Source organism: Streptomyces sp. NPDC093591, from assembly GCF_044764885.1.
GTDB lineage: Bacteria > Actinomycetota > Actinomycetes > Streptomycetales > Streptomycetaceae > Streptomyces.
In genome coordinates, this window is record NZ_JBIWIY010000018.1 from 162,279 (window position 1) to 184,998 (window position 22,720).

24 protein-coding genes and 1 pseudogene are annotated in these 22,720 nt (G+C 71.8%); 12 read left to right on the forward strand and 13 right to left on the reverse strand.

Going from position 1 to position 22,720, the window contains the following annotated elements:
- Positions 1–155: 155 nt before the first annotated feature.
- Positions 156–518, forward strand: coding sequence for a DUF2218 domain-containing protein (locus ACIREI_RS34000; protein ID WP_403341208.1), 363 nt, complete (start codon positions 156–158; stop codon positions 516–518).
- Between the two features lie 36 nt (positions 519–554).
- On the opposite strand, the gene ACIREI_RS34005 is transcribed toward ACIREI_RS34000, so the two are convergent.
- From ACIREI_RS34005 to ACIREI_RS34025, 5 genes are all read right to left on the reverse strand, one after another.
- Complete coding sequence (locus ACIREI_RS34005) at positions 555–1,568, reverse strand: NAD(P)/FAD-dependent oxidoreductase (RefSeq protein WP_403341211.1); 1,014 nt, start codon at positions 1,566–1,568, stop codon at positions 555–557.
- 23 nt (positions 1,569–1,591) lie between these two features.
- The gene (locus ACIREI_RS34010; RefSeq protein WP_403341214.1) at positions 1,592–2,128 is read right to left on the reverse strand and encodes an NUDIX hydrolase family protein; all 537 of its coding nucleotides are present in this window, start codon (positions 2,126–2,128) and stop codon (positions 1,592–1,594) included.
- A 191-nt stretch (positions 2,129–2,319) separates the two neighbouring features.
- On the reverse strand, positions 2,320–3,129 hold the full coding sequence (locus ACIREI_RS34015; protein ID WP_403341216.1) for an SAM-dependent methyltransferase: 810 nt from the start codon (positions 3,127–3,129) through the stop codon (positions 2,320–2,322).
- A 151-nt stretch (positions 3,130–3,280) separates the two neighbouring features.
- Complete coding sequence (locus tag ACIREI_RS34020; protein WP_403341219.1) at positions 3,281–4,096, reverse strand: hypothetical protein; 816 nt, start codon at positions 4,094–4,096, stop codon at positions 3,281–3,283.
- Between the two features lie 110 nt (positions 4,097–4,206).
- Positions 4,207–4,911 (reverse strand): response regulator, encoded by a 705-nt coding sequence (locus tag ACIREI_RS34025; RefSeq protein WP_403341220.1) that lies wholly within the window; start codon positions 4,909–4,911, stop codon positions 4,207–4,209.
- 320 nt (positions 4,912–5,231) lie between these two features.
- Here ACIREI_RS34025 and ACIREI_RS34030 point away from each other — a divergent pair, with 320 nt between their 5' ends.
- From ACIREI_RS34030 to ACIREI_RS34065, 8 genes are all read left to right on the forward strand, one after another.
- Entirely contained in the window at positions 5,232–6,413 is a 1,182-nt protein-coding gene (locus tag ACIREI_RS34030) for a sensor histidine kinase (RefSeq protein ID WP_403341223.1), read from the forward strand.
- Between the two features lie 126 nt (positions 6,414–6,539).
- A complete protein-coding gene (locus ACIREI_RS34035) occupies positions 6,540–7,178 on the forward strand; it encodes a helix-turn-helix domain-containing protein (RefSeq protein WP_403341226.1) in 639 nt (212 codons plus the stop codon).
- A gap of 45 nt (positions 7,179–7,223) precedes the next feature.
- Positions 7,224–8,561, forward strand: a complete 1,338-nt coding sequence (locus ACIREI_RS34040; RefSeq protein WP_403341229.1) for a M24 family metallopeptidase — start codon at positions 7,224–7,226, stop codon at positions 8,559–8,561.
- Complete coding sequence (locus ACIREI_RS34045) at positions 8,561–9,538, forward strand: thiamine pyrophosphate-dependent dehydrogenase E1 component subunit alpha (RefSeq protein WP_403341231.1); 978 nt, start codon at positions 8,561–8,563, stop codon at positions 9,536–9,538. The genes ACIREI_RS34040 and ACIREI_RS34045 overlap by 1 nt, the downstream gene beginning before the upstream one ends.
- Positions 9,526–10,506 carry an alpha-ketoacid dehydrogenase subunit beta gene (locus tag ACIREI_RS34050; protein WP_403341234.1) on the forward strand — a complete coding sequence of 327 codons (981 nt, stop codon included), beginning with the start codon at positions 9,526–9,528 and terminating at the stop codon, positions 10,504–10,506. Before ACIREI_RS34045 ends, ACIREI_RS34050 begins: the two co-directional genes overlap by 13 nt.
- A 22-nt stretch (positions 10,507–10,528) precedes the next feature.
- Positions 10,529–11,881, forward strand: coding sequence for an amidohydrolase family protein (locus tag ACIREI_RS34055; protein ID WP_403341237.1), 1,353 nt, complete (start codon positions 10,529–10,531; stop codon positions 11,879–11,881).
- Positions 11,878–12,753, forward strand: a complete 876-nt coding sequence (locus ACIREI_RS34060) for a cupin domain-containing protein (RefSeq protein ID WP_403341240.1) — start codon at positions 11,878–11,880, stop codon at positions 12,751–12,753. Before ACIREI_RS34055 ends, ACIREI_RS34060 begins: the two co-directional genes overlap by 4 nt.
- Complete coding sequence (locus tag ACIREI_RS34065) at positions 12,750–13,439, forward strand: SDR family oxidoreductase (RefSeq protein WP_403341243.1); 690 nt, start codon at positions 12,750–12,752, stop codon at positions 13,437–13,439. Before ACIREI_RS34060 ends, ACIREI_RS34065 begins: the two co-directional genes overlap by 4 nt.
- Positions 13,440–13,472: 33 nt before the next feature.
- Here the strand turns inward: ACIREI_RS34065 and ACIREI_RS34070 are convergent, their stop codons facing one another.
- The 5 genes and pseudogenes from ACIREI_RS34070 to ACIREI_RS34090 all read right to left on the reverse strand — a co-directional run bounded on the left by ACIREI_RS34070 (position 13,473) and on the right by ACIREI_RS34090 (position 16,840).
- Positions 13,473–14,279: an SAM-dependent methyltransferase gene (locus tag ACIREI_RS34070; protein ID WP_403341246.1), complete on the reverse strand. Its 807-nt coding sequence runs from the start codon at positions 14,277–14,279 to the stop codon at positions 13,473–13,475.
- 48 nt (positions 14,280–14,327) lie between these two features.
- A pseudogene (locus ACIREI_RS34075) lies at positions 14,328–14,974 on the reverse strand (endonuclease).
- Complete coding sequence (locus ACIREI_RS34080; protein WP_128436752.1) at positions 14,971–15,303, reverse strand: DUF3140 domain-containing protein; 333 nt, start codon at positions 15,301–15,303, stop codon at positions 14,971–14,973. The pseudogene ACIREI_RS34075 and the gene ACIREI_RS34080 overlap by 4 nt, the downstream one beginning before the upstream one ends.
- 93 nt (positions 15,304–15,396) lie before the next feature.
- Entirely contained in the window at positions 15,397–15,879 is a 483-nt protein-coding gene (locus ACIREI_RS34085) for a Dps family protein (RefSeq protein WP_403341249.1), read from the reverse strand.
- A 130-nt stretch (positions 15,880–16,009) separates the two neighbouring features.
- A complete protein-coding gene (locus ACIREI_RS34090) occupies positions 16,010–16,840 on the reverse strand; it encodes an alpha/beta fold hydrolase (protein WP_403341252.1) in 831 nt (276 codons plus the stop codon).
- A gap of 138 nt (positions 16,841–16,978) precedes the next feature.
- Here ACIREI_RS34090 and ACIREI_RS34095 point away from each other — a divergent pair, with 138 nt between their 5' ends.
- Together ACIREI_RS34095 and ACIREI_RS34100 are read left to right on the forward strand one after the other, a co-directional pair.
- Positions 16,979–18,166, forward strand: coding sequence for a thiolase family protein (locus ACIREI_RS34095; RefSeq protein ID WP_403341255.1), 1,188 nt, complete (start codon positions 16,979–16,981; stop codon positions 18,164–18,166).
- Positions 18,167–18,232: 66 nt separating this feature from the next.
- Positions 18,233–19,006, forward strand: coding sequence for a sulfite exporter TauE/SafE family protein (locus ACIREI_RS34100; protein ID WP_403341258.1), 774 nt, complete (start codon positions 18,233–18,235; stop codon positions 19,004–19,006).
- Here ACIREI_RS34100 and ACIREI_RS34105 read toward each other — a convergent pair.
- Together ACIREI_RS34105 and ACIREI_RS34110 are read right to left on the reverse strand one after the other, a co-directional pair.
- Positions 18,992–19,804 (reverse strand): HAD-IIA family hydrolase, encoded by an 813-nt coding sequence (locus ACIREI_RS34105; RefSeq protein ID WP_403341261.1) that lies wholly within the window; start codon positions 19,802–19,804, stop codon positions 18,992–18,994. The genes ACIREI_RS34100 and ACIREI_RS34105 overlap by 15 nt on opposite strands.
- 36 nt (positions 19,805–19,840) lie before the next feature.
- Positions 19,841–21,307 carry a hypothetical protein gene (locus tag ACIREI_RS34110; RefSeq protein WP_403341264.1) on the reverse strand — a complete coding sequence of 489 codons (1,467 nt, stop codon included), beginning with the start codon at positions 21,305–21,307 and terminating at the stop codon, positions 19,841–19,843.
- Between the two features lie 179 nt (positions 21,308–21,486).
- Between ACIREI_RS34110 and ACIREI_RS34115 the strand changes: the two genes are divergently transcribed.
- Complete coding sequence (locus ACIREI_RS34115) at positions 21,487–22,233, forward strand: cobalt-precorrin-6A reductase (protein WP_403341266.1); 747 nt, start codon at positions 21,487–21,489, stop codon at positions 22,231–22,233.
- Here ACIREI_RS34115 and ACIREI_RS34120 read toward each other — a convergent pair.
- Complete coding sequence (locus ACIREI_RS34120; RefSeq protein ID WP_403341269.1) at positions 22,223–22,690, reverse strand: hypothetical protein; 468 nt, start codon at positions 22,688–22,690, stop codon at positions 22,223–22,225. The two genes, ACIREI_RS34115 and ACIREI_RS34120, sit on opposite strands and share 11 nt — an antisense overlap.
- Between the last annotated feature and the right edge of the window lie 30 nt (positions 22,691–22,720).

Sequence of the window (22,720 nt, forward strand, 5' to 3'; positions counted from 1 at the left end):
ACAGCGTCCACCGCAGCCGGTCCAGACGGCCGATGAAGCCGCATCCGTACCTTGCGCACGAAGGTGGCCGCCGACAGCGTCCGCCCTTCACCTCCTTGCGGCATGATCGAGGCGTTCCGCGCTTGCCGTCACACCTGTCACACCGGGAGTCCGTCATGCCCCGCTCCGAAGCCCGCGTCGTCACCGACCGTCCCCACCGCTATGCCAAGCAACTCGCCTCCCACCTGGGCCGCCGCAGTGAGACCAGCTGGGACGAGGAGACAGGGGAGGGCCGGATCCTCTTCCAGGGCGGGACCGGCACCCTCACCGCGGCCGAGGGTGCCCTGCTGCTGTCGGTCGAGGCCGACGCCGAGCGCCTGGAGCTGTTCGAGGACGTCGTGGGCCGGCATCTGGTCCGCTTCGGCGCCAAGGACGAGCTGGTGGTGGAGTGGCGCAGGGACAGCGGCGAGCCCGGCACGACCCAGCGCAAGGGCGACGAGCCCGACCTGGCACATCGCCACCCCGGCCAACCGGAGTGAGCGCGCGCGAGCCTTACGACCGCGGAATCCGCTCCGTCACGCGCCGCTGCCCGGTCGGCACCGGCGCAGCTCGCCGACGGCTTCGCCGGTGACGAGTTCCTGCGCGACCAGCCGTCCGACCGTGGGTGCCAGGGTGACGGCCGAGTGCAGGACGGCCACGTACACGGACCCGTCCGGTGTCAGGGGGCCCAGCAGCGGGCCGTCGGCCGGTAGCGGGCGGGCGCTGACACGGCAGTCCAGGACGCGGCAGCCGTCCGCCCCGTGGAAGGCCGCCCGCAGGCGGCGCAGCGCGGTGTCCCCGTCGGACGGCCGGGGGACGGTCATCAGCAACTGCCCCTCCCGCCCTTCCCGCACCTCGAAATCCGGCCCCGCGACGATCGTGCGCACCAGGCCGGGCGGCGCCGCGAGGCGCACCAGGCAGGCGGGGGACGCGTCGATGGGCAGCTCGACGCCCAGCGGCGCGACCAGCTCGGGGACCGCGGTGCCGGCCGCCAGGACCACCGTCGACGCCGGACAAAACCCCGCGGACGAGGTCACCCCTGTGACCCCGCTACCGGTGATCTTCAGGGCGACTTCGCCCGCACCGAGGACCACCTGCGCGCCCAGCGCGCGAGCGGCTCGCACCAGCGCGCCCGTGACCGCCACCGGATCCACCCCGCCGTCCGACGGCGTGTGCACGGCCCACTCGGGAGGCACGCGCAGGCCGGGCTCCATCCGCCTGATCTCGTCGGCCCCCACCCGGAACCGGCCTTCACCCGACTCGGGCCCCACCGGAGTGCCGCCCCACGCCAGCGAGCCGCTCCAGCGCACCGCGACGTCCGGCAGCTCGGCCTCCAGCCGTCGGTAGTCCGCCAGTACCGAACCCCGCAGATCCTGTGCGCCACCGGGCCAGTCGCCGCCCAGGCCCCCGATCCACGCGAAGGAGCCGCCGGTCACCCCGGTGGCAGGTGCTGCGCCCCGGTCGATCAGGGTCACTGGCGCTCCACAGCGCGCCAGGTGGTACGCCACGGACGCGCCGACGATCCCGGCGCCGACCACGACGACGGACACGCCCCGCGGCCCCTCTTCGCCGGTCAGACCACGCAGCCCACATGCGCCAGCGCCTGCTTCAGCAGCACCCCGTGCCCGCCCGGCATCTCGCTCTGCACCGCCGGCGACAGGGCCTCCTGCGGGCTGAACCAGACCAGGTCCAGGGCGTCCTGGCGGGGGCGGCAGTCGCCGGTGACCGGGACGACGTAGGCGAGGGAGACCGCGTGCTGGCGCGGGTCGTGGTACGGCGTGATGCCCTGCGTCGGGAAGTACTCCGCGACGGTGAACGGCTGCAGGGACGTCGGGACGCGGGGGAGCGCCACCGGGCCGAGGTCCTTCTCCAGGTGGCGCAGGAGGGCGTCGCGGACGCGCTCGTGGTGCAGTACGCGGCCGGAGACCAGGGTCCGGCTGACCGTACCGTCCGGTCCGATGCGCAGCAGCAGGCCGATGCTGGTGACCTCGCCGCTGTCGTCGACGCGCACGGGCACGGCCTCGACATACAGGATCGGCATGCGGGCGCGTGCCATCTCCAGATCGTCGGGGGACAGCCAGCCGGGCGTGGTTTCGGTCAAGTCAGACATTGCTTGATCATACTTTCCGGGAATTGCGAACGCTCAGTCGCGGGGCTGACGGGGGTCGGGGGCGGGCAGTCCGTAGAGGCAGGTCCTGGAGCAGGTCGATCAGGCCGCGGCCGAACGCCAGTGTGCCGAGCCGGGAGAACCTCGGCCAGACCATACGCGGCGGAGCTGTACGGACGGTCCCTGCCCGGGCGTCAGGGTTTCACGGCCACGGCGCCGTACTGCGGCACCGGGACGGGGGAGCCGGGGGCGCGCCACTGCGAGCAGGACACCATGCCCGGCTCCAGCAGCTCCAGACCGTCGAAGAACGCGGCGATGTCCGTGCCGCTGCGAGCCGTGATCGGCGGCGTGGCGTTCTCGTTCCAGAACTTCATCGCCGGGATCTGGCCCTCGCCGCCGAGCTCGGAGTCGAAGGTGGGGTGGGTGAGGACCAGGAGGCTGCCGGAGGGGACCGCGGCCAGGACGCGCCGTACGATCTCGCGGGCCTTGTCGTAGTCCAGGACGAAGTTGAGGATGCCCAGCATCATCACGGCGACGGGCTCGGTGAAGTCCAGGGTCTGCCCGGCGCGTTCGATGATGGCGTCCGGGTCGTGCACATCGGCGTCGATGTAGGCGGTGACGCCCTCGCGGGTGCCGGTGAGCAGCGTGCGGGCGTGCACGAGGACGATCGGGTCGTTGTCGACGTACACGATCCGTGAGTCGGGCGCGACGAGCTGGGCGATCTCGTGGGTGTTCTCCGCCGTCGGCAGCCCGGTGCCGATATCCAGGAACTGCCGTATGCCCCGCTCCTCGGCCACGAAGCGCACCGCCCGGCCGAGGAACTCACGGTCCGCGCGGGCGATGTCCCGGATGATCGGGAACATCCCGGCGACCTGTTCGCCGACCTGCTGGTCGACCTCGTAGTTGTCCTTGCCGCCGATCCAGTAGTTCCACACGCGCGCGTTGTGCGCCACACCGGTGTTCAGCTTCGCCGACCCGCCCGACGGGGTGTGGCCATCACTCACGACTCGTCCTCTCCTCGCACGAACGACCGAAACCGGCCATCGCCGCCATTGTGCCGTCCCGTTGATCACGCTGTCCCGGGAATCGGCACAGCCGGTAGCCGGTACGGCTGTTGGCGTGCGGCGGGGAGAACCGCCGGAGCTGTCACTCGATCTAGCTGGGGCTCGCCGCGGGCGTCTTGCCGGCCCGGACGTCCTCGAGGCGCTGGGTGCCGTTCTCCAGGGCCTCCTTGACCGAGTCGTCCTCGTCCCCGTCGAGACCGCCCGCCGTGACGGTGATCGCGTCGGCACCGACGCGTACGGCCGCGACGTTGAGGGTGAGCGTGGCAGGCGTGTCATCGACCGTGCCCTGCACCGTCACCAGCAGGCCCTCGCGGGCGTCGCCCACGTCGGGCAGCGAGGTCTCGACGACCTGGACGGTGCGCTGCTCGCCGTTGTCGTTCGCGGTGAACCGGTCGCACTTCTGGGGCAGGCTCGCCATCCAGTCCAGGGAGTCCTGCGGGTCGGTCCGGTCGTAGGAGGCGACCTGGTACAGCAGGCGCGAGTCGCCCTCCTCGAAGCCGCGCAGCGCGGACGCCCCCGACGGTCTGCCCAGCAGGTCGTCGTCGAAGAGGGAGTCGAGGAGCCGCTGGCAGTCGGCGGCGTCGGCCTTGGCGGTGAGGAAGTCCGAGACGTCGACGGTGCCGATGAGCAGGCTGTCGTGCCAGTTCTCGGCCGTGGTGTCCTTGACCTGCGTCCAGTCGTCCTCGATGTCCGCCTCGGTGATCAGCGCGGCCTGTGCGCCCGCCTCGGTGAGAGTGGGGCTGGGAGAGTAGGTCGGCTGCTGCCGTGCGAGGGGGGACGCGGAGGCCTCCGAGGCCCGCGAACCGCTTCCGGCGCCGTCGTCCGAGCAGGCCGCGGTGGTCAGCAGCGCGCCTGCCGCCAGGGCAGAGGCGACGACACGGACGGGGCGGGAAGGGCGACGGCTCATCGCGGGGCCTCCTGGGACACGGGACAGGTGTCCTCAGGGCACCACCGGCCCTCTCGGCCCACCAGCGGCACCGGCCCGTTCGGGTGAGCGCGGCCGGGCGGGCCGACGGGTCATGTGCCGGGCCGGCCGTACCCGTGCTGCCAGGCCCAGGCGGCGATCTCGACACGGTTCCGGGCGGACAGTTTGAGCTGCACGCTGGACAGGTGCGTCTTGACCGTGGACAGGGAGACGTACAGCTCGGCGGCGATCTCGGCGTTCGTACGGCCGAGGGCGACCAGGCGGACCACGTCGAGCTCGCGGTCGGTGAGGGGCTCCGAGGGCGGGGCGGGCTTCGCCGGAGCAGGGGTGGCGGCGACGGTCTGCGGGGCGGTGACGTGCTTGAGCAGGCGGACCGTGACCGACGGCGAGACCAGCGAGTCGCCGGCCGCGGCGGCACGGACCGCCTCCGCGAGGAGGGTGGGCCCCGAGTCCTTCAGCAGGAAGCCGCACGCGCCGCCGCGCAGCGCCCCGTACACGTACTCGTCGAGGTCGAACGTCGTCACGACGACCACCCGCATCGGGTCCGCCACCTCGGGACCCGCCAGCAGCCGGGTCGCCTCCAGGCCGTCCAGCTTCGGCATCCGGATGTCCAGCAGACACACGTCCGGCCGCTCCCGCCGGGCCAGCGCCACAGCCTCCTCGCCGTCGGCGGCCTCGGCGACCACGGTGATGTCGGGCTGGGCGTCGAGGAAGAAGCGGAAGCCGGTGCGGACCATCTCCTGGTCGTCGGCGATGAGGACGCGGATGGGCGCGCCGGGCGGAGTCGGGACGGTCATGGGTCGATCATGCCCTACGGGGGTGAGGGGTGGGGGCGGCCCCGGGTTGGCCCTCGGCTCCAGGGAAGGCGGGGTCAGGCGACCGCTGTATCGCGTACTTCTGATGTCTGTGGGTCCGTCAGTCTGTGGGTCCGTCAGTCTGTGGGTTCGTAAGTCCGAGGGTCCGTAAGTCCGTGCGTCCGTAAGCCCGCGGTGAGCATGCGGCTCCACCCTCGCTCGCGCGCCCGGCCGCGCGCCTCGGCCATAAGGTCGGCGTCAGCGGCGGGCCCTCGGCCGATCGGCCGATCCCGCCGCGCACGGCCTCACCTACCGTGATCGGCATGAAGTCCGTTTCCCCCCGCGGCTGCGCCCGGGGTTTCGCCGTCGGTGTCCTGCTCGCCGCCTGTGTCGTCGACGTCCTCATGGCGGGAAGCGACGGGACGAGCGTCCTGCCGACGGCGAGCCCCATCTGGCCGACCCTGGCCGTGCTGGCCGTGGGCCTGGCCGGCGTGCTGTGGCCGGCCGGGCGGCGCCCCGAGTGGCTGACGCCTCAGGTGCGCACCGCCGCCCCCGCCCTGGTCTCGGCCCTCTACACGGTGGCATCGCTGTTGACCCTCAAGGCGAACACCTTCGGTCCCGGCGAGGTCCTGATCCTGCTCTGTCTGCTGTTCGTCGCGGTACGGCACTGCCCGCCGCGCTGGGCCTGGGGGTGCGGTGCCCTCGACGTGGGCGTGCTGCTGCTGTTGCCGGTTCGCTTGCTCGGGCCGGCGGACGTCAACGTACTGGGCTTCATGGTGGCCGGCCTGGTCCTGGTCGGTGTCTTCGCCGGGCTCGCCGTCTATCTGCGCACCATGGACTACCGGCGGACGCTCGCCGTCAGCGAGACCCGGCGCGCCGAACGCGTGGCCATCGCCGCCGACCTGCACGACTTCGTCGCCCACCATGTCACCGGGATCCTCGTGCAGACACAGATGGCCCGCATGATGGCGCAGAGCCGGCCGCAGGAACTCGACCCCGTCCTGGCAGGCATCGAACGCGCCGCCACCGAGGCCCTCGCCTCGATGCGCCGCACGGTCGGTGTGCTGCGCGACAGCGGCGACGAGGCGACCGACCGCCGCCCGGTCGGCGACCTGGCCGCCATCGCCGAGCTGACGGACGGGTTCGCGAGCCCGATCCAGCAGGTCGTCCTGCGTCGCGACCCGGACGTGTCCGACGACCTCCCGCACGAGGTGCAGGCCGCGGCCTTCCGGGTCGTGCAGGAGGCGCTGACCAACATCCGGCGGCACGCGGCCGACGCCGCGCGCATCGAGGTCCGCCTGCGGGACCACGCCGGGCGCCTGGAGGTGTCGGTCGCGGACGACGGCCGCGGCGGCACACAGCTTCCGGCGGCCGCGCACGGCGGCGGCTTCGGCCTCGTCGGACTGAAGGAGCGGGTGACCGCGCTGGGCGGGGAACTGCACGCCGGGCCGCGGGGCGGGGTGGGGTGGGAGGTGCGGGCGCTGTTGCCGGCGGGGAAGCGCTGAGCCTCGACAACGGTGGCGCCCGGACGAGCCGCGGCCTGACGCGCTGGCGCCATGACCGGTCCCAGCTGTTCAATGAGGCTGCACACCGCGGCCCAGCGGCCGCCAGAACCGGGGGAGGAGCCGTCCGTGTCACCCGCCGACGCACCACCCGTCGGAGCGCGCATCCGGCACGCACGCCTCGCGCGTGGGACGAGCCTGCGCGCTCTGGCCCGCGAGGTCGGGGTTTCGGCGAGCCTGATCTCGCAGATCGAGACCGGCAAGACCCAGCCCTCCGTGAGCACGTTGTACGCGATCACCACGGCCCTCGCGATCTCCGTCGAGTCACTCTTCGACGCGGGCGAGCCCGCGGCCGTGCCCCCCGTGGCGGCAGCCCCCGGCACCGTCCTGCACGCCCTGGCCGCCTTCACCGCCGACCCCGGCCGCCGTATCGGACCGCTGGTCACGCCGGACGAGCGGGAGGTGCTGGAACTGGACTCGGGTGTCGTGTGGGAGCGTCTCGGCCATGTTCCCGGCATCGATGTCGACTTCCTGCAGGTGACCTACCGGCCCGGCGGCGCCTCCTCCGGCTCCGGCGGCCTCATGCGCCACTCGGGCACCGAATACGGCTGTCTGACCTCGGGAGAGCTGATCCTCACCCTCGGTTTCGACGAGTACACGATGCGCCCCGGCGACGCGGTCTGCTTCGAGTCGACGACCCCGCACCGCTACCGCAATGATGGTGAGGTACCGGCCGTGGGCGTCTGGTTCGTGTTCAGTGACACTTGACACTCGCCGCGTGCGGTCGTTCACTCCGAGGTGGGGGTGGTCGCCATGGCGATCCGCACATTCGGACCCAACGCCGTCGACTGGGAAGAGCGCGTCGACCTGGGCCGGCTGCGAGGGCAGCGGCTGGCCCGCCTCAACGAGACCCTGAACCGCTCCGAGCTGGGCGCGGTGCTCAGCTTCGACTTCGCCAACATCCGCTACATGACGGCCACGCACATCGGCACCTGGGCGATGGACAAGCTGATCCGCTTCGCCCTGCTGGTACGCGGCGGCGAACCGGTCATCTGGGACTTCGGCTCCGCCGCCCGCCACCACCAGCTCTACAACCCCTGGCTCGACTACAGCGACGGCAAGGGCGGCCCGCCCACCGGCGCCCGCGCCGGTATCTCCACCCTCCGCGGCGCCTTCCACCCGGACGCGGGGATCGCCCAGGACGTCGCCGCGAAGATCGCCGCCGAACTGCGCGAGCACGGTCTCGCCGGCGAACCGCTGGGGATCGACGTCGCCGAGATGCCGATCCTCGCCGCCCTGCGCGCCGAGGGCATCGAGGTCGTCGACGGACAGCAGGTCTTCCTGGAGGCGCGCCGCATCAAGACCGGCGACGAGATCGCCCTGCTCACCCAGGCCTGCGCCATGGTCGACGCGGCGTACGAGGAGCTGTACGGCTATCTGCGCCCCGGCGTGCGCGAGAACGAGTGCGTCGGAGTCGTCAGCAAGGTGCTGTACGACCTCGGCAGCGAGTACGTCGAGGGGGTCAACGCGATCTCCGGCGAGCGCTGTTCACCCCACCCGCACGTCTACAGCGACCGCCTCATCCGCCCCGGCGACCCCGCCTTCTTCGACATCCTGCACAGTCACCTCGGCTACCGCACCTGCTACTACCGCACCTTCGCCGTGGGCAGCGCCTCCCGCGCCCAACGTGACGCCTACGTCCGCTGCCGCGCGTACATGGACGAGGCCATCTCCCTCGTCCGGCCGGGAGCCACCACCGCCGACATCGTCCAGGTCTGGCCGCGCGCCGAGGAGTTCGGATTCGCCGACGAGACCGCCGCCTTCGCCCTCCAGTACGGGCACGGCGTGGGCCTGTCGATCTGGGAGAAGCCGATCTTCAGCCGGCTGGTCTCCCTCGACCACCCCGAGGTCCTCGAAGAGGGCATGGTCTTCGCCCTGGAGACCTACTGGCCCGCCGCCGACGGCTGGTCCGCCGCCCGCATCGAGGAGGAACTGGTCGTCACCGCCGACGGCTGCGAGGTCATCACCAAGTTCCCGGCCGAGGAACTGCTGGTCGCGGGCCGCAAGTACTGGACGGTGGGCGGCGAGCTCAACACCCGCCGCGAGTCGCAGTCCCACCTCAACACCCCGCACGGCAACGGGACGCGCTGATGGAACCGGCCGAACTCCTCGCCGCCTACGAGCAGATGGCCGTCATCCGCCGCACGGAGAAGGCCGCCCACGACCTGTTCCTCCAAGGCCTCGTCAAAGGCACCACCCACCTCGCCGCCGGACACGAGGCCATCGCCGTCGGCGCGAGCGCCGCACTGCGCCCCGACGACTACGTCTTCGCCACCTACCGCGGCCACCACCACGCGCTGGCGCGCGGAGCGACCCCGCAGGAGTGCCTCGCCGAGCTGATGAGCCGGGCCACCGGACTGTGCAGGGCCAAGGGCGGCTCCATGCACCTGACCAAGGCGGCCACCGGCATGCTCGGTTCGTACGCCATCGTCGGCGCCCACCTCCCGATGGCGGCCGGCGCCGCCTGGTCGGCCAGGCTGCGCGGCACCGAGCAGATCGCGGTCGCCTTCTTCGGCGACGGCGCCACCAACATCGGCGCCTTCCACGAGGCCCTCAACCTGGCCGCCGTATGGAAGCTGCCCGTGCTGTTCGTCTGCGAGAACAACCTCTACATGGAGTACACCCCGATCGCCGACGTCACGGCCGTGCCCCGGCCCGCGGCCGACCGGGCGCCCGGGTACGGCATCCCGGGCGAGGTGGTGGACGGCAACGACGTCGTCGCCGTACGGGAAGTGGTGGCCCGGCTCGCGGGGCGGGCCCGGACAGGGGGCGGGCCCGCACTGCTGGAGGCGCAGACCTACCGGCACTTCGGGCACAGCCGTGCCGACCCGGCCACCTACCGTCCGGCCGAGGAGGTCGAACGCTGGCTGAAGCACGACCCGTTGGACCTGGCGCGTGGGCGGCTCGTCGAGCTGGGGGTGGCACCGGAGACGATCACCGCGGCTGACGAGCGCGCGAGTGCCGTCGTACGGGATGCGGTCGAGGTCGCGAAGGCCGCCCCGCCGCCCGATCCGCGCGAGGCGCTGACCGACGTATGGGCGGACGGAGGCGCGGCGTGGCGGACGTGATCAGCTACCGGGAGGCGGTCGCCGAGGGCATCGCTCGGGAGATGCGGCGCGATCCCACCGTCGTATGCCTGGGGGAGGACATCGGCGAGGCGGGCGGGGTGTTCAAGACGACCGTCGGGTTGCGAGCGGAGTTCGGGGCCGAGCGGGTGTGGGACACGCCCATATCCGAGCAGGCCATAGTGGGGGCCGCCATGGGCGCCGCGATGACCGGGATGCGGCCGGTCGCCGAGATCATGTTCTCCGACTTCCTTGCCTGTTGCTGGGACTACCTCGCCAACGAGATCCCGAAGGTGCGGTACATGACGGGTGGTCAGGTCACCGTGCCGCTCGTCGTGCGCACCGCCAACGGCGGCGGTCTCGGCTTCGGCGCGCAGCACTCCCAGGCCACCGAGAACTGGGCGTTCACGATCCCCGGTCTGAAGATCGCGGCACCGGCGACGCCCGCCGACGTGATCGGCATGATGGCGGCGGCGATCCGCAGCGACGACCCGGTCGTCTTCTTCGAGCACAAGGCGCTGCTCGCCACCAAGGGCACGCCTCCGCCGCCGGACCACGTCGTCGAGCTGGGCCGTGCCGCTGTCGTCCGTGAGGGCGCCGACGTGACGCTCGTCGCCCTCGCCGCGATGGTGCCGCTCGCGCTGAAGGCCGCCGAGCTGCTGTCCGGCGAGGGCATCGAGGCGGACGTCGTCGACCTGCGCTGTCTCGTGCCGCTGGACATGAGCACCGTGCTCGCCTCGCTCGGCAGGACCTCGCGGCTCGTCACCGTCGAGGAGAACCCGTATCAGGGCGGCTGGGGCGCGACGCTCGTCTCGGTCGTCGCCGACGAGGGGTTCGGGTTGCTGGACGCGCCGGTCAGGCGGGTGACGGGGGAGTGCGTGCCCCTGCCGTTCGCCGACGCACTCGAAGAGGAGGTCATCCCCACCGTCGAGAAGGTCGTGGCGGCCGTCCGGGACCTCGCCGCGTACTGAACACCCCATGGGAGGAAGAGCGATGACCCATCGGATACTCCTGCGCGCCGGTCATGTGCTGTCGATGGACCCCGCCATCGGGGAGCTGCCCCAGGGCGACGTCCTCATCGAGGACGGGACGATCGCCGCGGTGGACCGGGAGATCAGCGCCGACGCCGAAGTGCTCGACATGACCGGCCGTATCGTGATCCCCGGCTTCGTGGACACGCACCGCCACACCTGGGAGGCGCCCATCCGGGGCGTCGCCCCGGACGCCACCCTGGACGACTACTTCGTCGACATCCTCGACACCTTCGCACCCCTCTACACCCCCGAGGACGTGTACGCGGGCAACCTCGCGGGCTCGCTGGAGTGCCTGAACGCCGGCATCACGACCCTCGTCGACTGGTCCCACATCAACAACACACCCGAGCACCCGGACGCCGCGATCCAGGCGCTCACGGAGACCGGCATCCGCGCCCAGTACGCGTACGGCAGCGCCAACACCTCGCTCGCCGACTACTGGTTCGAGAGCAAGATCGCCGTCCCCGGGGACGACGTCCGGCGGATCCGCGCGAAGTACTTCGCCTCCGACGGCGGCCTGCTCACCATGGCGCTCGCCACCCGTGGCCCCGGGTTCTGCACCAACGAGGTCGTCACCGCAGAGTGGGCCCTCGCCCGCGAGCTGGGCATCCCGATCACCCTGCACGTGGCCATGGGGCGGCTCGCCGGCCGCTTCGGCATGGTCAAGCAGCTGAACGATCTCGGACTCCTCGGACCCGACACCACCTACATCCACTGCTGCTACCTCCACGACGACGAGTGGCGGATGGTCGCCGACAGCGGCGGCACGGTGTCGATCGCGCCGCAGGTCGAGGTGCAGATGGGGCACGGCTGGCCGCCCGTGATGAAGGCCATCGAGTACGGACTGCGGCCGTCGCTCAGCATCGACGTCGTCACCACCGTGCCCGGCGACATGTTCACCCAGATCCGCGCGGCCTTCGGCGCCGAACGCGCCCGGGTCAACGCCGACTGCTGGAAGGCCAACATGCCCGTGCCGGACAGCATGTTGACGGCACGTCAGATGCTGGAGATCGCCACGGTGAACGGCGCGCACGTCGCGGGCGTCGAGGACCGCACCGGCTCCCTGACCCCCGGCAAACGCGCCGACATCGTCGCGATCGACGCCACCGCGCTGAACGTCGCCCCGGTGCACGACGCGGCGGCCGCGGTGACCCTGTCGGCCGACGTCTCCAACGTCGACACGGTCATCGTCGACGGCGTGATCCGCAAGCGCGACGGCCGGCTCGTCGCCGACCTCGACCGGGCCCGGCGCCTGGTCCAGGAGTCCCGCGACCGGCTCCTCGCGGCGAAGGAGGCGAAGAGCGCGGCATGAACCGACACCTGGTGCGCCGGGCCGCCGACGGCCCGGAGCCGCCCTACGACGAACTCGGATACCGGCGGCGGGAGTTGGTGGGCGAGGACGACGGGAGCGTGCACACCGGCTTCGGCCTGTGCGCGATACGGCCCGACGGCCGGGTCCCGGCCCATGTGCACTCGTACGAGGAGAGCTTCCATGTGCTCTACGGGGCCGTGATCCTCGATGTGCCCGAAGGGGCGTACCTCCTCGAAGAGGGCGACTACGGCCTCCTCCCGACCGGCGTCCCGCACGCCTGGCGTGGCGCCGGGGACAGCGCCGGCCGCTGGGCCGACATGCTCGCGCCGGTGCCGCGGGCCCGCTACGGGTACGACACGCAGACGGTGCCCGCGCTGCCCGAGCGCGACCCCGTCCGCATCGACGTCCGTGACCCCCGCACCCGGTCCTTCGGGCACTTCGAACCCGTGCAGATGGACCCGGGTAAGCAGTCCCAGGACCTGCTCGCGGTGTCGGCGAGCATGCGCACCGCGCTGCTCGTGTACAGCGGCATCACCGTGAAGATGATGGTCGACGGCGATCTGGGCGCGGTCGCCTCGACGATGTTCATGGTGCAGTACGCGCCCGACGGCGTCGCGGGGACGCACGACCACCCCTTCGAGGAGACGTACCTGTTCCTCGAAGGGGAGGCGGACGCGGTGTTCGACGGCGAGCGGTACCGGCTCGGGCCCGGCGACTGCGCCTGGGCGGGCGCCGGTTGTGTGCACGGGTTCGCCAACGCCGGTCAGGGACCGCTGCGTTGGCTGGAGACACAGGCGCCGCAGCCGCCGTCGCGCCACTCCTATCGGTTCACACGGGACTGGGAGTATCTGAGGGAGGCCATGGAGTCATGAGCAGCGTCCTCGTCGTGGGCGGTACGTCGGGCATCGGGCTGGAGTTCGCCCGGATGCGGGCCGGGCGCGGGGACGAGGTCGTGCTGACCGGCCGTGACGGCCACCGTGCCGACACCATCGCCAAGGGGTTCGGCGCCGGCGGAATCGGTCTCGACCTCGGCCGGCCGGGGGAGATAGCCGCCGCGCTGGCCGATGTCGGGCGCGTCGACCACCTGGTCGTCGCGGGTGTCTCCCGTGACGACAACAAGGTCACCGAGTACGACATCGACGCCGCCCTGCGGCTCGTCACCCTCAAACTCGTCGGTTACACCGAGGTCGTGCACACCTTGGTGTCCCGGCTGCACGACGACAGCGCGATCGTGCTGTTCGGCGGGCAGGCCAAGGAACGGCCCTACCCGGGCGCGACGACGGTGGCGACGGTCAACGCGGGCGTGCGCGGCCTGATGAACACCCTCGCCGTCGAACTCGCGCCGATCCGGGTGAACGCCGTCCACCCGGGTGTCGTCGGCGACAGCCCCTACTGGCAGGCCAAGCCGGAGAAGGTCCTCGCTGCCCTGCGCACCGAGACCCCCACAGGGCGGCTGGCCACCATGGCCGACGTGGTCGACGCCGTGGACTTTCTGCTGCGCAACGGGTCCGTCAACGCCGTCGAACTCACCGTGGACGGTGGGTGGTTGCTCGGCTGAGCGAGGGTGCGGGGTGGTGGGTGCGATGCGGAATCAGCGCTTGAAGCCGACCGCGCCGTACAGCGACACGGGTTCTTTGTGCGCGTCGTGCTCGTCCGCGGAAGGGCGCCAGTCCGACAGGGAGGCGATCCCCGGTTCCAGCAGCGCGAGTCCCTTGAAGAACCGGCCCATTTCGGTGTGGGAACGAGCCACGAGTGTCACTCCGCTCGCGCGGTAGGCCGCGATGCCCCGGTCGACGTTCTCCGGGTCGAAGTCCGCCGTCAGCGCCGACAGCACCAGACAGCTGCCCGGCGCCAGCGCGTCGACCAGCGTGTCCACGAGCTGATGGGCGCCGTCGTCGTCCGCGATGAAGTGCAGGAGCGCGATCAGTGACAGGGCGACGGGCCGGTCGAGGTCGAGGACGGCGGCGGCCTGTTCCAGAATCCGCTCCGGTTCGCGCGCATCGGCCTGCACATACTCGGTCGCCCCCTCCGGAGTGCCGCGCAGCAGGGCCGCCGCGTGTGCGAGCACGATCGGGTCGTTGTCGACGTACACCACCCGTGCGTCCGGGACCACGGACTGGGCGATCTGATGCAGGTTGGGTTCGGTGGGGATGCCGGAACCGATATCGAGGAACTGGCGGATCCCCGTCTCCCGGACGACCGCCCGCGTGGCCCGCTCCATGAACCGGCGGTTGGCCCGCGCGTGCCGCGGAGCGTCCCCCTGCATCGCGGTGATCTGCCGCCCGAGTTCCTCGTCGACGGGGTAGTTGTCCTTGCCGCCGAGGAACCAGTCGTACACCCGGGCCGGATGCGGCCTGCTCGTGTCGATACGCGATACGGCCGGCTCGGTCCCGGTCACGCAGGCCTCCTGTGCTCGACGACGGCGTGTTCGAGCAGTCTTTCACGATCATGCGGCCCGGCGGAGACTGTCTTCGGCCACCTCCTTGTCGACGGCCGCCCGCACCAACGCCGCGGCGAGCACGGCCGGTTCGGTGTTCCCGGCGAGGTCGGCCAGCCGGTCCGGGTCCTTGGGCAGGCCGAGCCGCCGGGCGCCCGAGAGGGCCTTTTCGTCCAGGTAGGGCGCCACTTCCGGCCAGACCCGCTGGGCCTCGCGCAGGAAGATGTCGGCGCCCGCCGGACCGATGCCGGGGAACTCCTGCAGCAGGCGGCGCAGTTCGGCGACGTCGCCGTCCGCCTCCTCGCGCAGCCGCCGCAGATCGCCGCCCCACCGCTCGGTCAACAGCTCGGCGCCGTCGCCGAGTTGGGTGGCGGTGCGCTCGTCGTAGCGCCGGTAGCCGCCCCGGCCCAGCGCGTCCACCCGCTCCTGCCAGTCGGCGTCGGCCATCCGGCGCGGATCGCGCAGCCCCGCCTCGTACAGTTCACGGGCGGTGTCGACGGCGATCGAGCCGCGGATCCGGGCACTGAGCAGGAGTGCCAGGACCAGCAGCCGGTACAGCGGCTGCGGGGTGTCCTTCAGCGGATGCCCGCCTCCTCGGCGAACGTCCGTCCGTGCGCGCGCACGAGTTCCCGTACGACGCGCCTGTCGTCGCTCATGGCCTCAGCGGGTCGTGGCCGATCGTCATCAACTGGTGCCGACGGCGCGTCTGTTCGGGCTCGGGTTCGTTCTCCAGGTCCGCCTCGGCGGTGACGGTGTCCACGACGTCGTACATCACCTGGATGTCGTCGTCCGTGAGGTCCGTGCGCCGCTTCTGGAGGATCGCGAGGACGTGTTGCCCGGTCGGTGTGCCGGCCTGGTCCGGCAGCGGCTCGGTCTCCTCGTCCGCGTCACTGACCCGCAACCAGGTGGCCAGCTCCTGCGAGGTCATGTTCACCACGCGGTGGAAGTCCTGCCACAGCGTGTCGAGTTCGAGGGCGTCGGTCATGGTGCCCCTCCTTGGTGAGTACGGCTCTTCGCGAACGGCGTAAGGCTCTACGGCGTAGGGCTCTGTCGTAGGACTGTGTTCCGTACGGCCGTGTCACTCGTCGCGCGGCCAGTTCTCGGCGTCGAACATCCAGCGCTGCTTCTCCAGCTCGCTCGTGATGCCGATCAGCAGGTCCTGCGTCACCGGGTCCGCCTCGGCGGTCGCGTCGATGCGCTCGCGCAGCCGCTCTATGGCCGCCGCCATGGCATCCACGACCAGCTGGACGACCTCCGTGTCGCGCAGCCAGCCCTCCTTGGGGCCGGGCAGCGTGTAGGCCGCGGCGATGGTCTCCGGCCGGCCGTCGGGCGGCAGGCCGAGCGCCGCGGAGCGTTCGGCGACCGTGTCGGAGTACGAGCGGGCCACCGACACCACCTCGTCGAGCTGCAGATGGATCGAGCGGAACCGTGGTCCCACGATGTTCCAGTGCGCCTGCTTCCCGATCAGCGAGAGTCCGAGAAGATCGACGAGAGTGCTCTGCAGGGCCTCCCCGGCGACCCGGCGAGCCGGTTCGGGAAGCGTGCTCTTGACGACAGTCATACCGAGCTCCTCCTTGTGGCTTGGTCATGGCCGGTACGGAGCGGCGCGGCGCCGTCGTCACGCCAGGCGCCGCAACCCCTCCATGCGGGCGCGGGTGCCCAGGGCGAACCGGTGCAAAACGCGAGGTGTCTCAGTGGGCGAACACACCGTCCAGGAAGCGGATCAGGTCCCTGAACACTTCCGCCTTGTTCGTCTCGTGGAACACCTCGTGCCGGGCCCCCGGGTAGACGTGTTCGGTCAGTTCGTCCCCGCGCAACGCCTCGACACCGACGCGGCTCCCGGGAAGCGGGACCAGCCGGTCCTCCTCACCGTGCAGCCACAGCAGGGGCAGGCCCCCGATGCCGCCGTCCTTGGACACCGTGTCCAGCATCCGGGCGAACGCCTCCACCGTCGGCCGCTTCATCGGGCCGTGCCAGACCAGCGGATCGGCCGCGTACGCCGCACCCGCGGCGGGGTCGCGGGAGAGCGCCGCCGGGCTGATCGGGGTGTCGGGGATCTCGTCGAGGGCGAGCAGCCGCCGGGGCAGGACCCAGTCGCCGATCACGGGCCCGGACAGCACCAGGGCGGCGAGCCCGTCGCCGTGGAGCTGCGCGTAGCGGGCCGCGATCAGGCCACCCATGGAGTGCCCGATCAGGACGACGGGCAGGCCGGGATGCGCGGCCCGGGCCAGTGCGGCCACGGCGTGCACATCGGCGACCACGTCCTCGAAGTCCTCGATCACCACGCGCTCGCCCGCCGACCTCCCGTGACCGACGTGATCGGGCCCGAACACGACCGCACCGTGCTCGACGAGAACACCCGCCACCTCGGCGTACCGGCCGGCGTGCTCCCCGTAGCCGTGGACCACGAGCGCGACGTAGCGGGGCCGAGGACTCGGCCATTCGCGTACCGCGATCGATCCCCGGCTTCCGGCAAGGGCATGCTCGCGTCCGGCAAGGACATGCTCGCGGTCGTCGGTCATGTCTCCTCGTCCCCCTCGGCTGCTTCGGTGAAGGTGCCCGGGGATCTTCCCAGGGCGCGGCGGGTCGGTCTATAGTCCAAAACTAGCGGTGCTAATTAAATGGGTGTCGATTCATACTGCCCGGTCAGGAGACCTGTCGTGCGTCCCGTCCACTTCGCGGCCGCCCGCCGCACCCCCATCGGAAAGCTGCGCGGAGCGCTGTCGTCGGTACGGCCCGACGACCTCGCCGCGACCGTGATCCGGGGCCTCGTCGCGGATGTCCCCGCACTCGACCCGGCGCGTGTCGACGACGTCTACTGGGGCGCCGCCAACCAGGCCGGCGAGGACAACCGCAACGTCGCCCGCATGGCCGCGCTGCTGGCCGGCCTGCCCGAGACGGTGCCCGGCGCGACCGTCAACCGCCTGTGCGCGTCCGGCCTGGAGGCGGTGACGACGGCCGCCCGTACCATCGCGGCGGGCGAGGCCGACATCGTGCTCGCCGGCGGCTCCGAGTCCATGAGCCGCGCCCCCTTCGTCCTGCCCCGCCCCGACGAGGCGCTGCCCCACCGCATCGAGACCGCCGACACGCGCCTCGGCTGGCGTCTGGTCAACCCGGCGATGAAGGAACTGCACGGCCTGCTGGCCATGGGCGAGACGGCCGAGCAGGTCGCCGAGCGGTACGGCGTCCCGCGCGAACGGCAGGACGAGTTCGCGCTGTGCAGCCACCAACGGGCCGCCGAGGCCCGCAAGAACGGCCACTTCGACGACGAACTGCTCCCCGTGCGGCGCCCGGACGGGGTCCTGGTCGACAGCGACGAGTGCATCCGCGAGGACACCTCGTACGAGAAGCTCTCCCGGCTGAAGCCGGTCTTCCGGCAGGGCGGCACCGTCACGGCGGGCAACGCCTCACCGATGAACGACGGCGCGGCCGGCCTGCTCCTGGTCAGCGAGGAGGCGCTCAACGAACTGGGCCTGGAGTCCCTCGGCCGCTATGTCGCCGGAGCCTCGGCCGGCGTCCACCCCGACGTGATGGGCATCGGTCCCGTCCCCGCCACCCGCAAGGTCCTGGCCCGCGCCGACTGGACGATCGGTGACATCCAGGAGGCCGAGTTCAACGAGGCGTTCGCGGCGCAGGCGCTCGCCTGCGTGGACGAGCTCGGCATCGATCCCGAGCTGGTCAACCCCAGCGGGGGCGCGATCGCGCTGGGGCACCCGCTGGGCTGCTCGGGCGCCCGCATCCTCACGACGCTGCTGCACCGGATGCGGCGGACCGGAGCGGAGCGGGGGCTGGCGACCATGTGTGTGGGAGTGGGGCAGGGGAGTGCGGTACTGGTGGAGAGGCACTAGCGATCTCCCAACTGGCGAGACGCTCCTTACGGGTGTCGGTTAGGTGCGCATAGCATCGGTCTCCGCATGGACACGATGACTCTCTGGCACATCACCGGTGGGGAGTTCGCCGCGCTCGCCTTCGCGGCCCTGCTCGTCGGCTTCTCCAAGACGGCCGTGAGCGGGGCCAACACGGTCAGCTTGGCGATCTTCGCCGCCGTGCTCCCCGCCCGCGCCTCCACCGGCGTCCTGCTGCCGATCCTGATCGCCGGTGACGTCCTCGCCGTCCTCACCTACCGACGGCACGCCCACTGGCCCACGCTGTGGCGGTTGTTCCCCGCGGTCGCGGCCGGCGTCGTCTTCGGCACGCTGTTCCTGATGTGGGCGGACGACGGGGCCGTCCGTACGTCGATCGGCGCGATCCTGCTGCTGATGGCCGGCGTGACGGTGTGGCGCCGCCGCACGGCCGAGAAGGAGGAGGAACCCGACTCGGTCAGCACACGGACCGGCCGGGTCAAGGCCCGCTCGTACGGCGTCCTGGGCGGCTTCACCACGATGGTCGCCAACGCGGGCGGCCCGGTGATGTCGATGTACCTGCTCTCGGCCGGCTTCCGGAAGCTCGGCTTCCTCGGGACCTCCGCCTTCTTCTTCCTGATCGTCAACGTCTCCAAGGTGCCCTTCAGCGTCGGACTCGGCCTGATCGACGGCCCCTCGCTGCTGCTCGACGCGGCACTCGTGGTGTTCGTCGTGCCCGGCGCACTGCTCGGAAAGTGGGCGGTGAACCGGATCAACCAGCGGTTGTTCGAGCAACTGGTCATCGCGGCGACGGTCGTGGGCGGCCTCCAGCTACTGCTGCGCTGACTCCCGCAGTTCCGCCAGCAGGGCGGGCAGGTCGGCGAAGGAGCCGATCACATGGTCGGGCGTACCGCTCGCGTCCCGATGGGTCTCCGGCAGGTACTTGCCGGTCTTGACCAGCACGCCCGTGACACCGGCCCGCTGTGCCGCGAGCACATCGGACTCGATGTCGTCACCCACCATCAGGGCCTCCCGCGCACCGACCCCCACATGGGCCAGCGCCGCCTCGAAGAACGCGGCCGACGGCTTGCCCGTGATCTCCGCCTCGACCCGCGCGGCCTTCTCCAGGCCGACCAGGAACGCGCCGGTGTCCAGCCGCAACCCCTGCTCGGTACGCCAGTACAGGTTCCGGTGCATGGCGACCAGCCGCGCCCCGCGCTGCACATGCCCGAAGGCCCGGTCGAGCGCCGCGTAGCCGAACTCGGGCCCGGCACCGCCCACGACCACCACGTCCGGAGCCGAATCGTCGCCCTCGTCCTCGCCGACGACGCTGACCCCGCCCAGATCCTCCGCGATGTCCCCGCTGTTCAGCAGCGCACACCGCGCCCCCGGACAGTGCTCGGCGAGATACGCGGCGGTGACGGCGGGCGCGGTCAGGATGTCCTGGGCCGACACCGGGAACCCCGCGTCCGCCAGCGTCCGGGCGATCGACGCCCGCGTCCGCGAGGTGGTGTTCGTGACCAGCGCCACACCGAGCCCGGACTCACGGATCTCCCGCAACGCCTCGACCGCACCGGGCAGCGGCTGCCACGAGACGGTGAGAACCCCGTCGATGTCGATGAGGACGGCACGTACGGATCCCATGCGAGGGACGATAGTCATCGACCGTCCGCGCGCCACTCAAGGAGCGATCCCGACACCCTCGATCCTGCTCCAGGCCCGCTCCTGAGCCGCCGTCATCGCGGGCCACCGCAGCCCACCCGGGCGAGGCTCGACGCGCGAGGCGTACGGCGAGGGACGGTACTCCGGGTCGTAGAAGCAGCCGGTGCCGTACCTGCGGTCGAACGCCGCGCACGAGGCCGCGATGGACCGGGCCGTCGGCCTCTCACCCGTCCGTACCCAGGTCTCCAAGGCCGCCATGGAGGCGGCGGACTCGGCGTCGCTCAGCACACTGTGCTCGCGCTCCCGCGTGAACGTCTGCACCAGATGCTCGTCCCGGCCGGCGCCGCGCAGGGTGTCCCGGTACGCCGCCTCGTGCTCCACGAACGCCGTCGGATCGTCGATCGCGCGCAGCGTGAGCACCGGGATCGAGGCCTCGCCCGTGAGATCGCTGTCGTAGGACAGATCGCGTACGGCCGTCGGATCCGGGGCGAACCGCTCGACGCCGGCGTTGAGCGCCTCGTCGTCATGCGACCCGGAGTACCGGACGCCCTGGTTGCCGAACGGGTTCCGGCCGCCGAGACGGTGGTGCACGATGTCCCGGAACGTGAAGGTCGCCCACCGCAGATGCGCCTCCAGCGTGCGCGCCGGAACCTTCGTGACGGCCAGGATGTCGTCGAGATTGCGCTGCTGCCGCGCGGTGCGCTCCTCGGGCGCCGACGCGTACCCGGTGCACTCCTGCAACCGGGCGCGCAGCCCGTCGGTCGTCATGGTCGAGTCGGCGCGCAACCCTTGCCACAGGGGGTACTGCGGCTCGGTCGGGCGGGGGTGGTTGCGGCAGTAGTACTGGTAGACGACGCGCAGGTCGACGCGGTAGTCGTAGCCGCGCGAGCCACCGGCGAGGACGCCGTTGGTGAGCAGCGCCCCGTCGTACGCCCCCTGCCGCCCGCCGTAGGTCTCCACGACCTTCGCGGCGACGTTCCCGCCCCACGACTGGCCGTGCACATACGTCCGCCGCGGCGTACCGAACTCCTCGACGAACAGCCGGCGCACGCTCTCGATGTCGGCGGCGGCCATCCGCGTCCCGTAGCCGCCACGGCGATACGACGAACCAGCCCAGGCGTAGCCCTCCTTCACCATGACCGTCCAGCGGCCCAGATCGTCGCGGCTGCGGTCCGGGTCGGAGTCCGCGGCGAGGTCGGGTCCGCCGTGGGCGTGCACGACGAGGGAACCGTTCCAGTCCTCCGGTACGGCGATCGCGTAGTACGCGCCGTTGGCGTCGCGGCCGGAGTAGCAGTCGGCCTCACCGGCCAGAGCGGCGGGGCATTCGGTGCGCTCGGGTCCGGCCGCCGCCCCCCGGGCGTTGGAGGCGCCGACGAGGATGCCGACGGCGAGGGCACCGGCCAGCACGGCGGACAGCGTCGTACGCCGCCGTGCGGTCGAGGGGACAGACCTGCGGATCAGTGCGTGCGTTCTCGTCCAGTCCAAGACGCTGCTCCTCGTCCTCGTCGGCGCGTCGTCGAGCCGTGCGCCGCGATGCTAGGGAGCGAGGGGGTGCGGGACCACGATCTGATCGTTGTGTTCATAGTGTTCGCCCGAAAAGACGTCGGAGCAGGTCGGCGGACCCGAGGTGCCGGCGTCCGCCCGGCACCTCGTACGCTCCCCCCATGTCCCCCCGCCACATCCTGATCCTCGGCGGCACCACCGAGGCCCGTGAACTCGCCGCCGCGCTCACGGCGCGCCCCGGAGTCCGCGTCACCACCTCGCTCGCCGGGCGCGTGTCACGGCCGGGCGTGGTCGAGGGGGACGTACGCATCGGGGGCTTCGGCGGGGCGCAGGGCCTGGCCGACTGGCTGCGCGCCGAGCATGTCGACACCCTCGTGGACGCCACCCATCCCTTCGCCGAGTCGATCACGGCGAACGCGGTCCGCGCCGCGACGGCGACCGGCGTGCCGGCGGTGATCCTGCGCCGCCCGGGGTGGCGTCCCGGCCCCGAGGACCGTTGGCACGAGGTCGCGTCCCTCGACGAGGCGGCGGCGCTGCTGCCGAGTCTCGCCCGCCGCGTGTTCCTGACCACCGGCCGCCTGGGCCTGGCGGCCTTCGCCCACCTCACCGACCTGCACTTCGTCGTACGCTCCGTCGAACCGCCCGAGCCGCCGACACCCCCGCACACCGAAGTCCTGCTGGCCCGCGGCCCCTTCACGGCGGACGACGAGGCGGCGCTGCTGCGGGAGCACCGCGTCGACATCCTGGTGACGAAGGACAGCGGCGGAGAGGCGACATCGGCCAAACTCACGGCCGCCCGCCGACTCGCTCTCCCGGTCGTCGTCGTACGACGCCCCCCGCTGCCGGAGGGCGTGGACGCGGTGCCGGACGTGGCGGGCGTGCTGGAGCGGCTCGGCCTCACCCTGTGACGACGGAGGCGCGGATACGGTCGATGGCGCGCAGCACCTCGTCGCGGTTCTTGGCGCGCTTGATCCAGGCGGGCAGACGTGCGACGTAGGTCATCTTGCGGCCGTGCTCGTACCAGGGCGGCCGTTCCCGCAGCGGGGCGGCCACGAACCGTCTGAGCAAGTCCAGGTGCGCGAGGTTGTAGGCCCACACCACTCCGTGCCGGGTCTCGGCCTGCAGCCACAGGACCGGATGCGCGCACCGGCCCCCTGCTCCCCGTGAGGTGCGCGCCAGCCCGCAGGACCGGCACACCAGACGCCGCCGCGGGGACGACGTGCCGGGTGCGTCGTCGGGGGCGACGGCGGAGCGCCTCTCGTAGTGAGCGATCTCCTCGCAACGCGGGCAGCGCACCAGCACCGAGTCGGTGAACTCGTAGAGCTTGCTGAGGGGATCGTGGAAACGGACCGGTGCGGCAGACATGCGGCGAGTATCACGGCGGACCGCCGTACG

Bases quoted from the DNA above. Each gene is read 5' to 3' on its own strand.
- ACIREI_RS34000 (WP_403341208.1), top strand. From the start codon at position 156: ATGCCCCGCTCCGAAGCCCGCGTCGTCACCGACCGTCCCCACCGCTAT.
- ACIREI_RS34010 (WP_403341214.1), bottom strand. From the start codon at position 2,128: ATGTCTGACTTGACCGAAACCACGCCCGGCTGGCTGTCCCCCGACGAT.
- ACIREI_RS34020 (WP_403341219.1), bottom strand. From the start codon at position 4,096: ATGAGCCGTCGCCCTTCCCGCCCCGTCCGTGTCGTCGCCTCTGCCCTG.
- ACIREI_RS34025 (WP_403341220.1), bottom strand. From the start codon at position 4,911: ATGACCGTCCCGACTCCGCCCGGCGCGCCCATCCGCGTCCTCATCGCC.
- ACIREI_RS34030 (WP_403341223.1), top strand. From the start codon at position 5,232: ATGAAGTCCGTTTCCCCCCGCGGCTGCGCCCGGGGTTTCGCCGTCGGT.
- ACIREI_RS34040 (WP_403341229.1), top strand. From the start codon at position 7,224: ATGGCGATCCGCACATTCGGACCCAACGCCGTCGACTGGGAAGAGCGC.
- ACIREI_RS34045 (WP_403341231.1), top strand. From the start codon at position 8,561: ATGGAACCGGCCGAACTCCTCGCCGCCTACGAGCAGATGGCCGTCATC.
- ACIREI_RS34055 (WP_403341237.1), top strand. From the start codon at position 10,529: ATGACCCATCGGATACTCCTGCGCGCCGGTCATGTGCTGTCGATGGAC.
- ACIREI_RS34060 (WP_403341240.1), top strand. From the start codon at position 11,878: ATGAACCGACACCTGGTGCGCCGGGCCGCCGACGGCCCGGAGCCGCCC.
- ACIREI_RS34065 (WP_403341243.1), top strand. From the start codon at position 12,750: ATGAGCAGCGTCCTCGTCGTGGGCGGTACGTCGGGCATCGGGCTGGAG.
- ACIREI_RS34080 (WP_128436752.1), bottom strand. From the start codon at position 15,303: ATGACCGACGCCCTCGAACTCGACACGCTGTGGCAGGACTTCCACCGC.
- ACIREI_RS34085 (WP_403341249.1), bottom strand. From the start codon at position 15,879: ATGACTGTCGTCAAGAGCACGCTTCCCGAACCGGCTCGCCGGGTCGCC.
- ACIREI_RS34090 (WP_403341252.1), bottom strand. From the start codon at position 16,840: ATGACCGACGACCGCGAGCATGTCCTTGCCGGACGCGAGCATGCCCTT.
- ACIREI_RS34100 (WP_403341258.1), top strand. From the start codon at position 18,233: ATGGACACGATGACTCTCTGGCACATCACCGGTGGGGAGTTCGCCGCG.
- ACIREI_RS34105 (WP_403341261.1), bottom strand. From the start codon at position 19,804: ATGGGATCCGTACGTGCCGTCCTCATCGACATCGACGGGGTTCTCACC.
- ACIREI_RS34115 (WP_403341266.1), top strand. From the start codon at position 21,487: ATGTCCCCCCGCCACATCCTGATCCTCGGCGGCACCACCGAGGCCCGT.
- ACIREI_RS34120 (WP_403341269.1), bottom strand. From the start codon at position 22,690: ATGTCTGCCGCACCGGTCCGTTTCCACGATCCCCTCAGCAAGCTCTAC.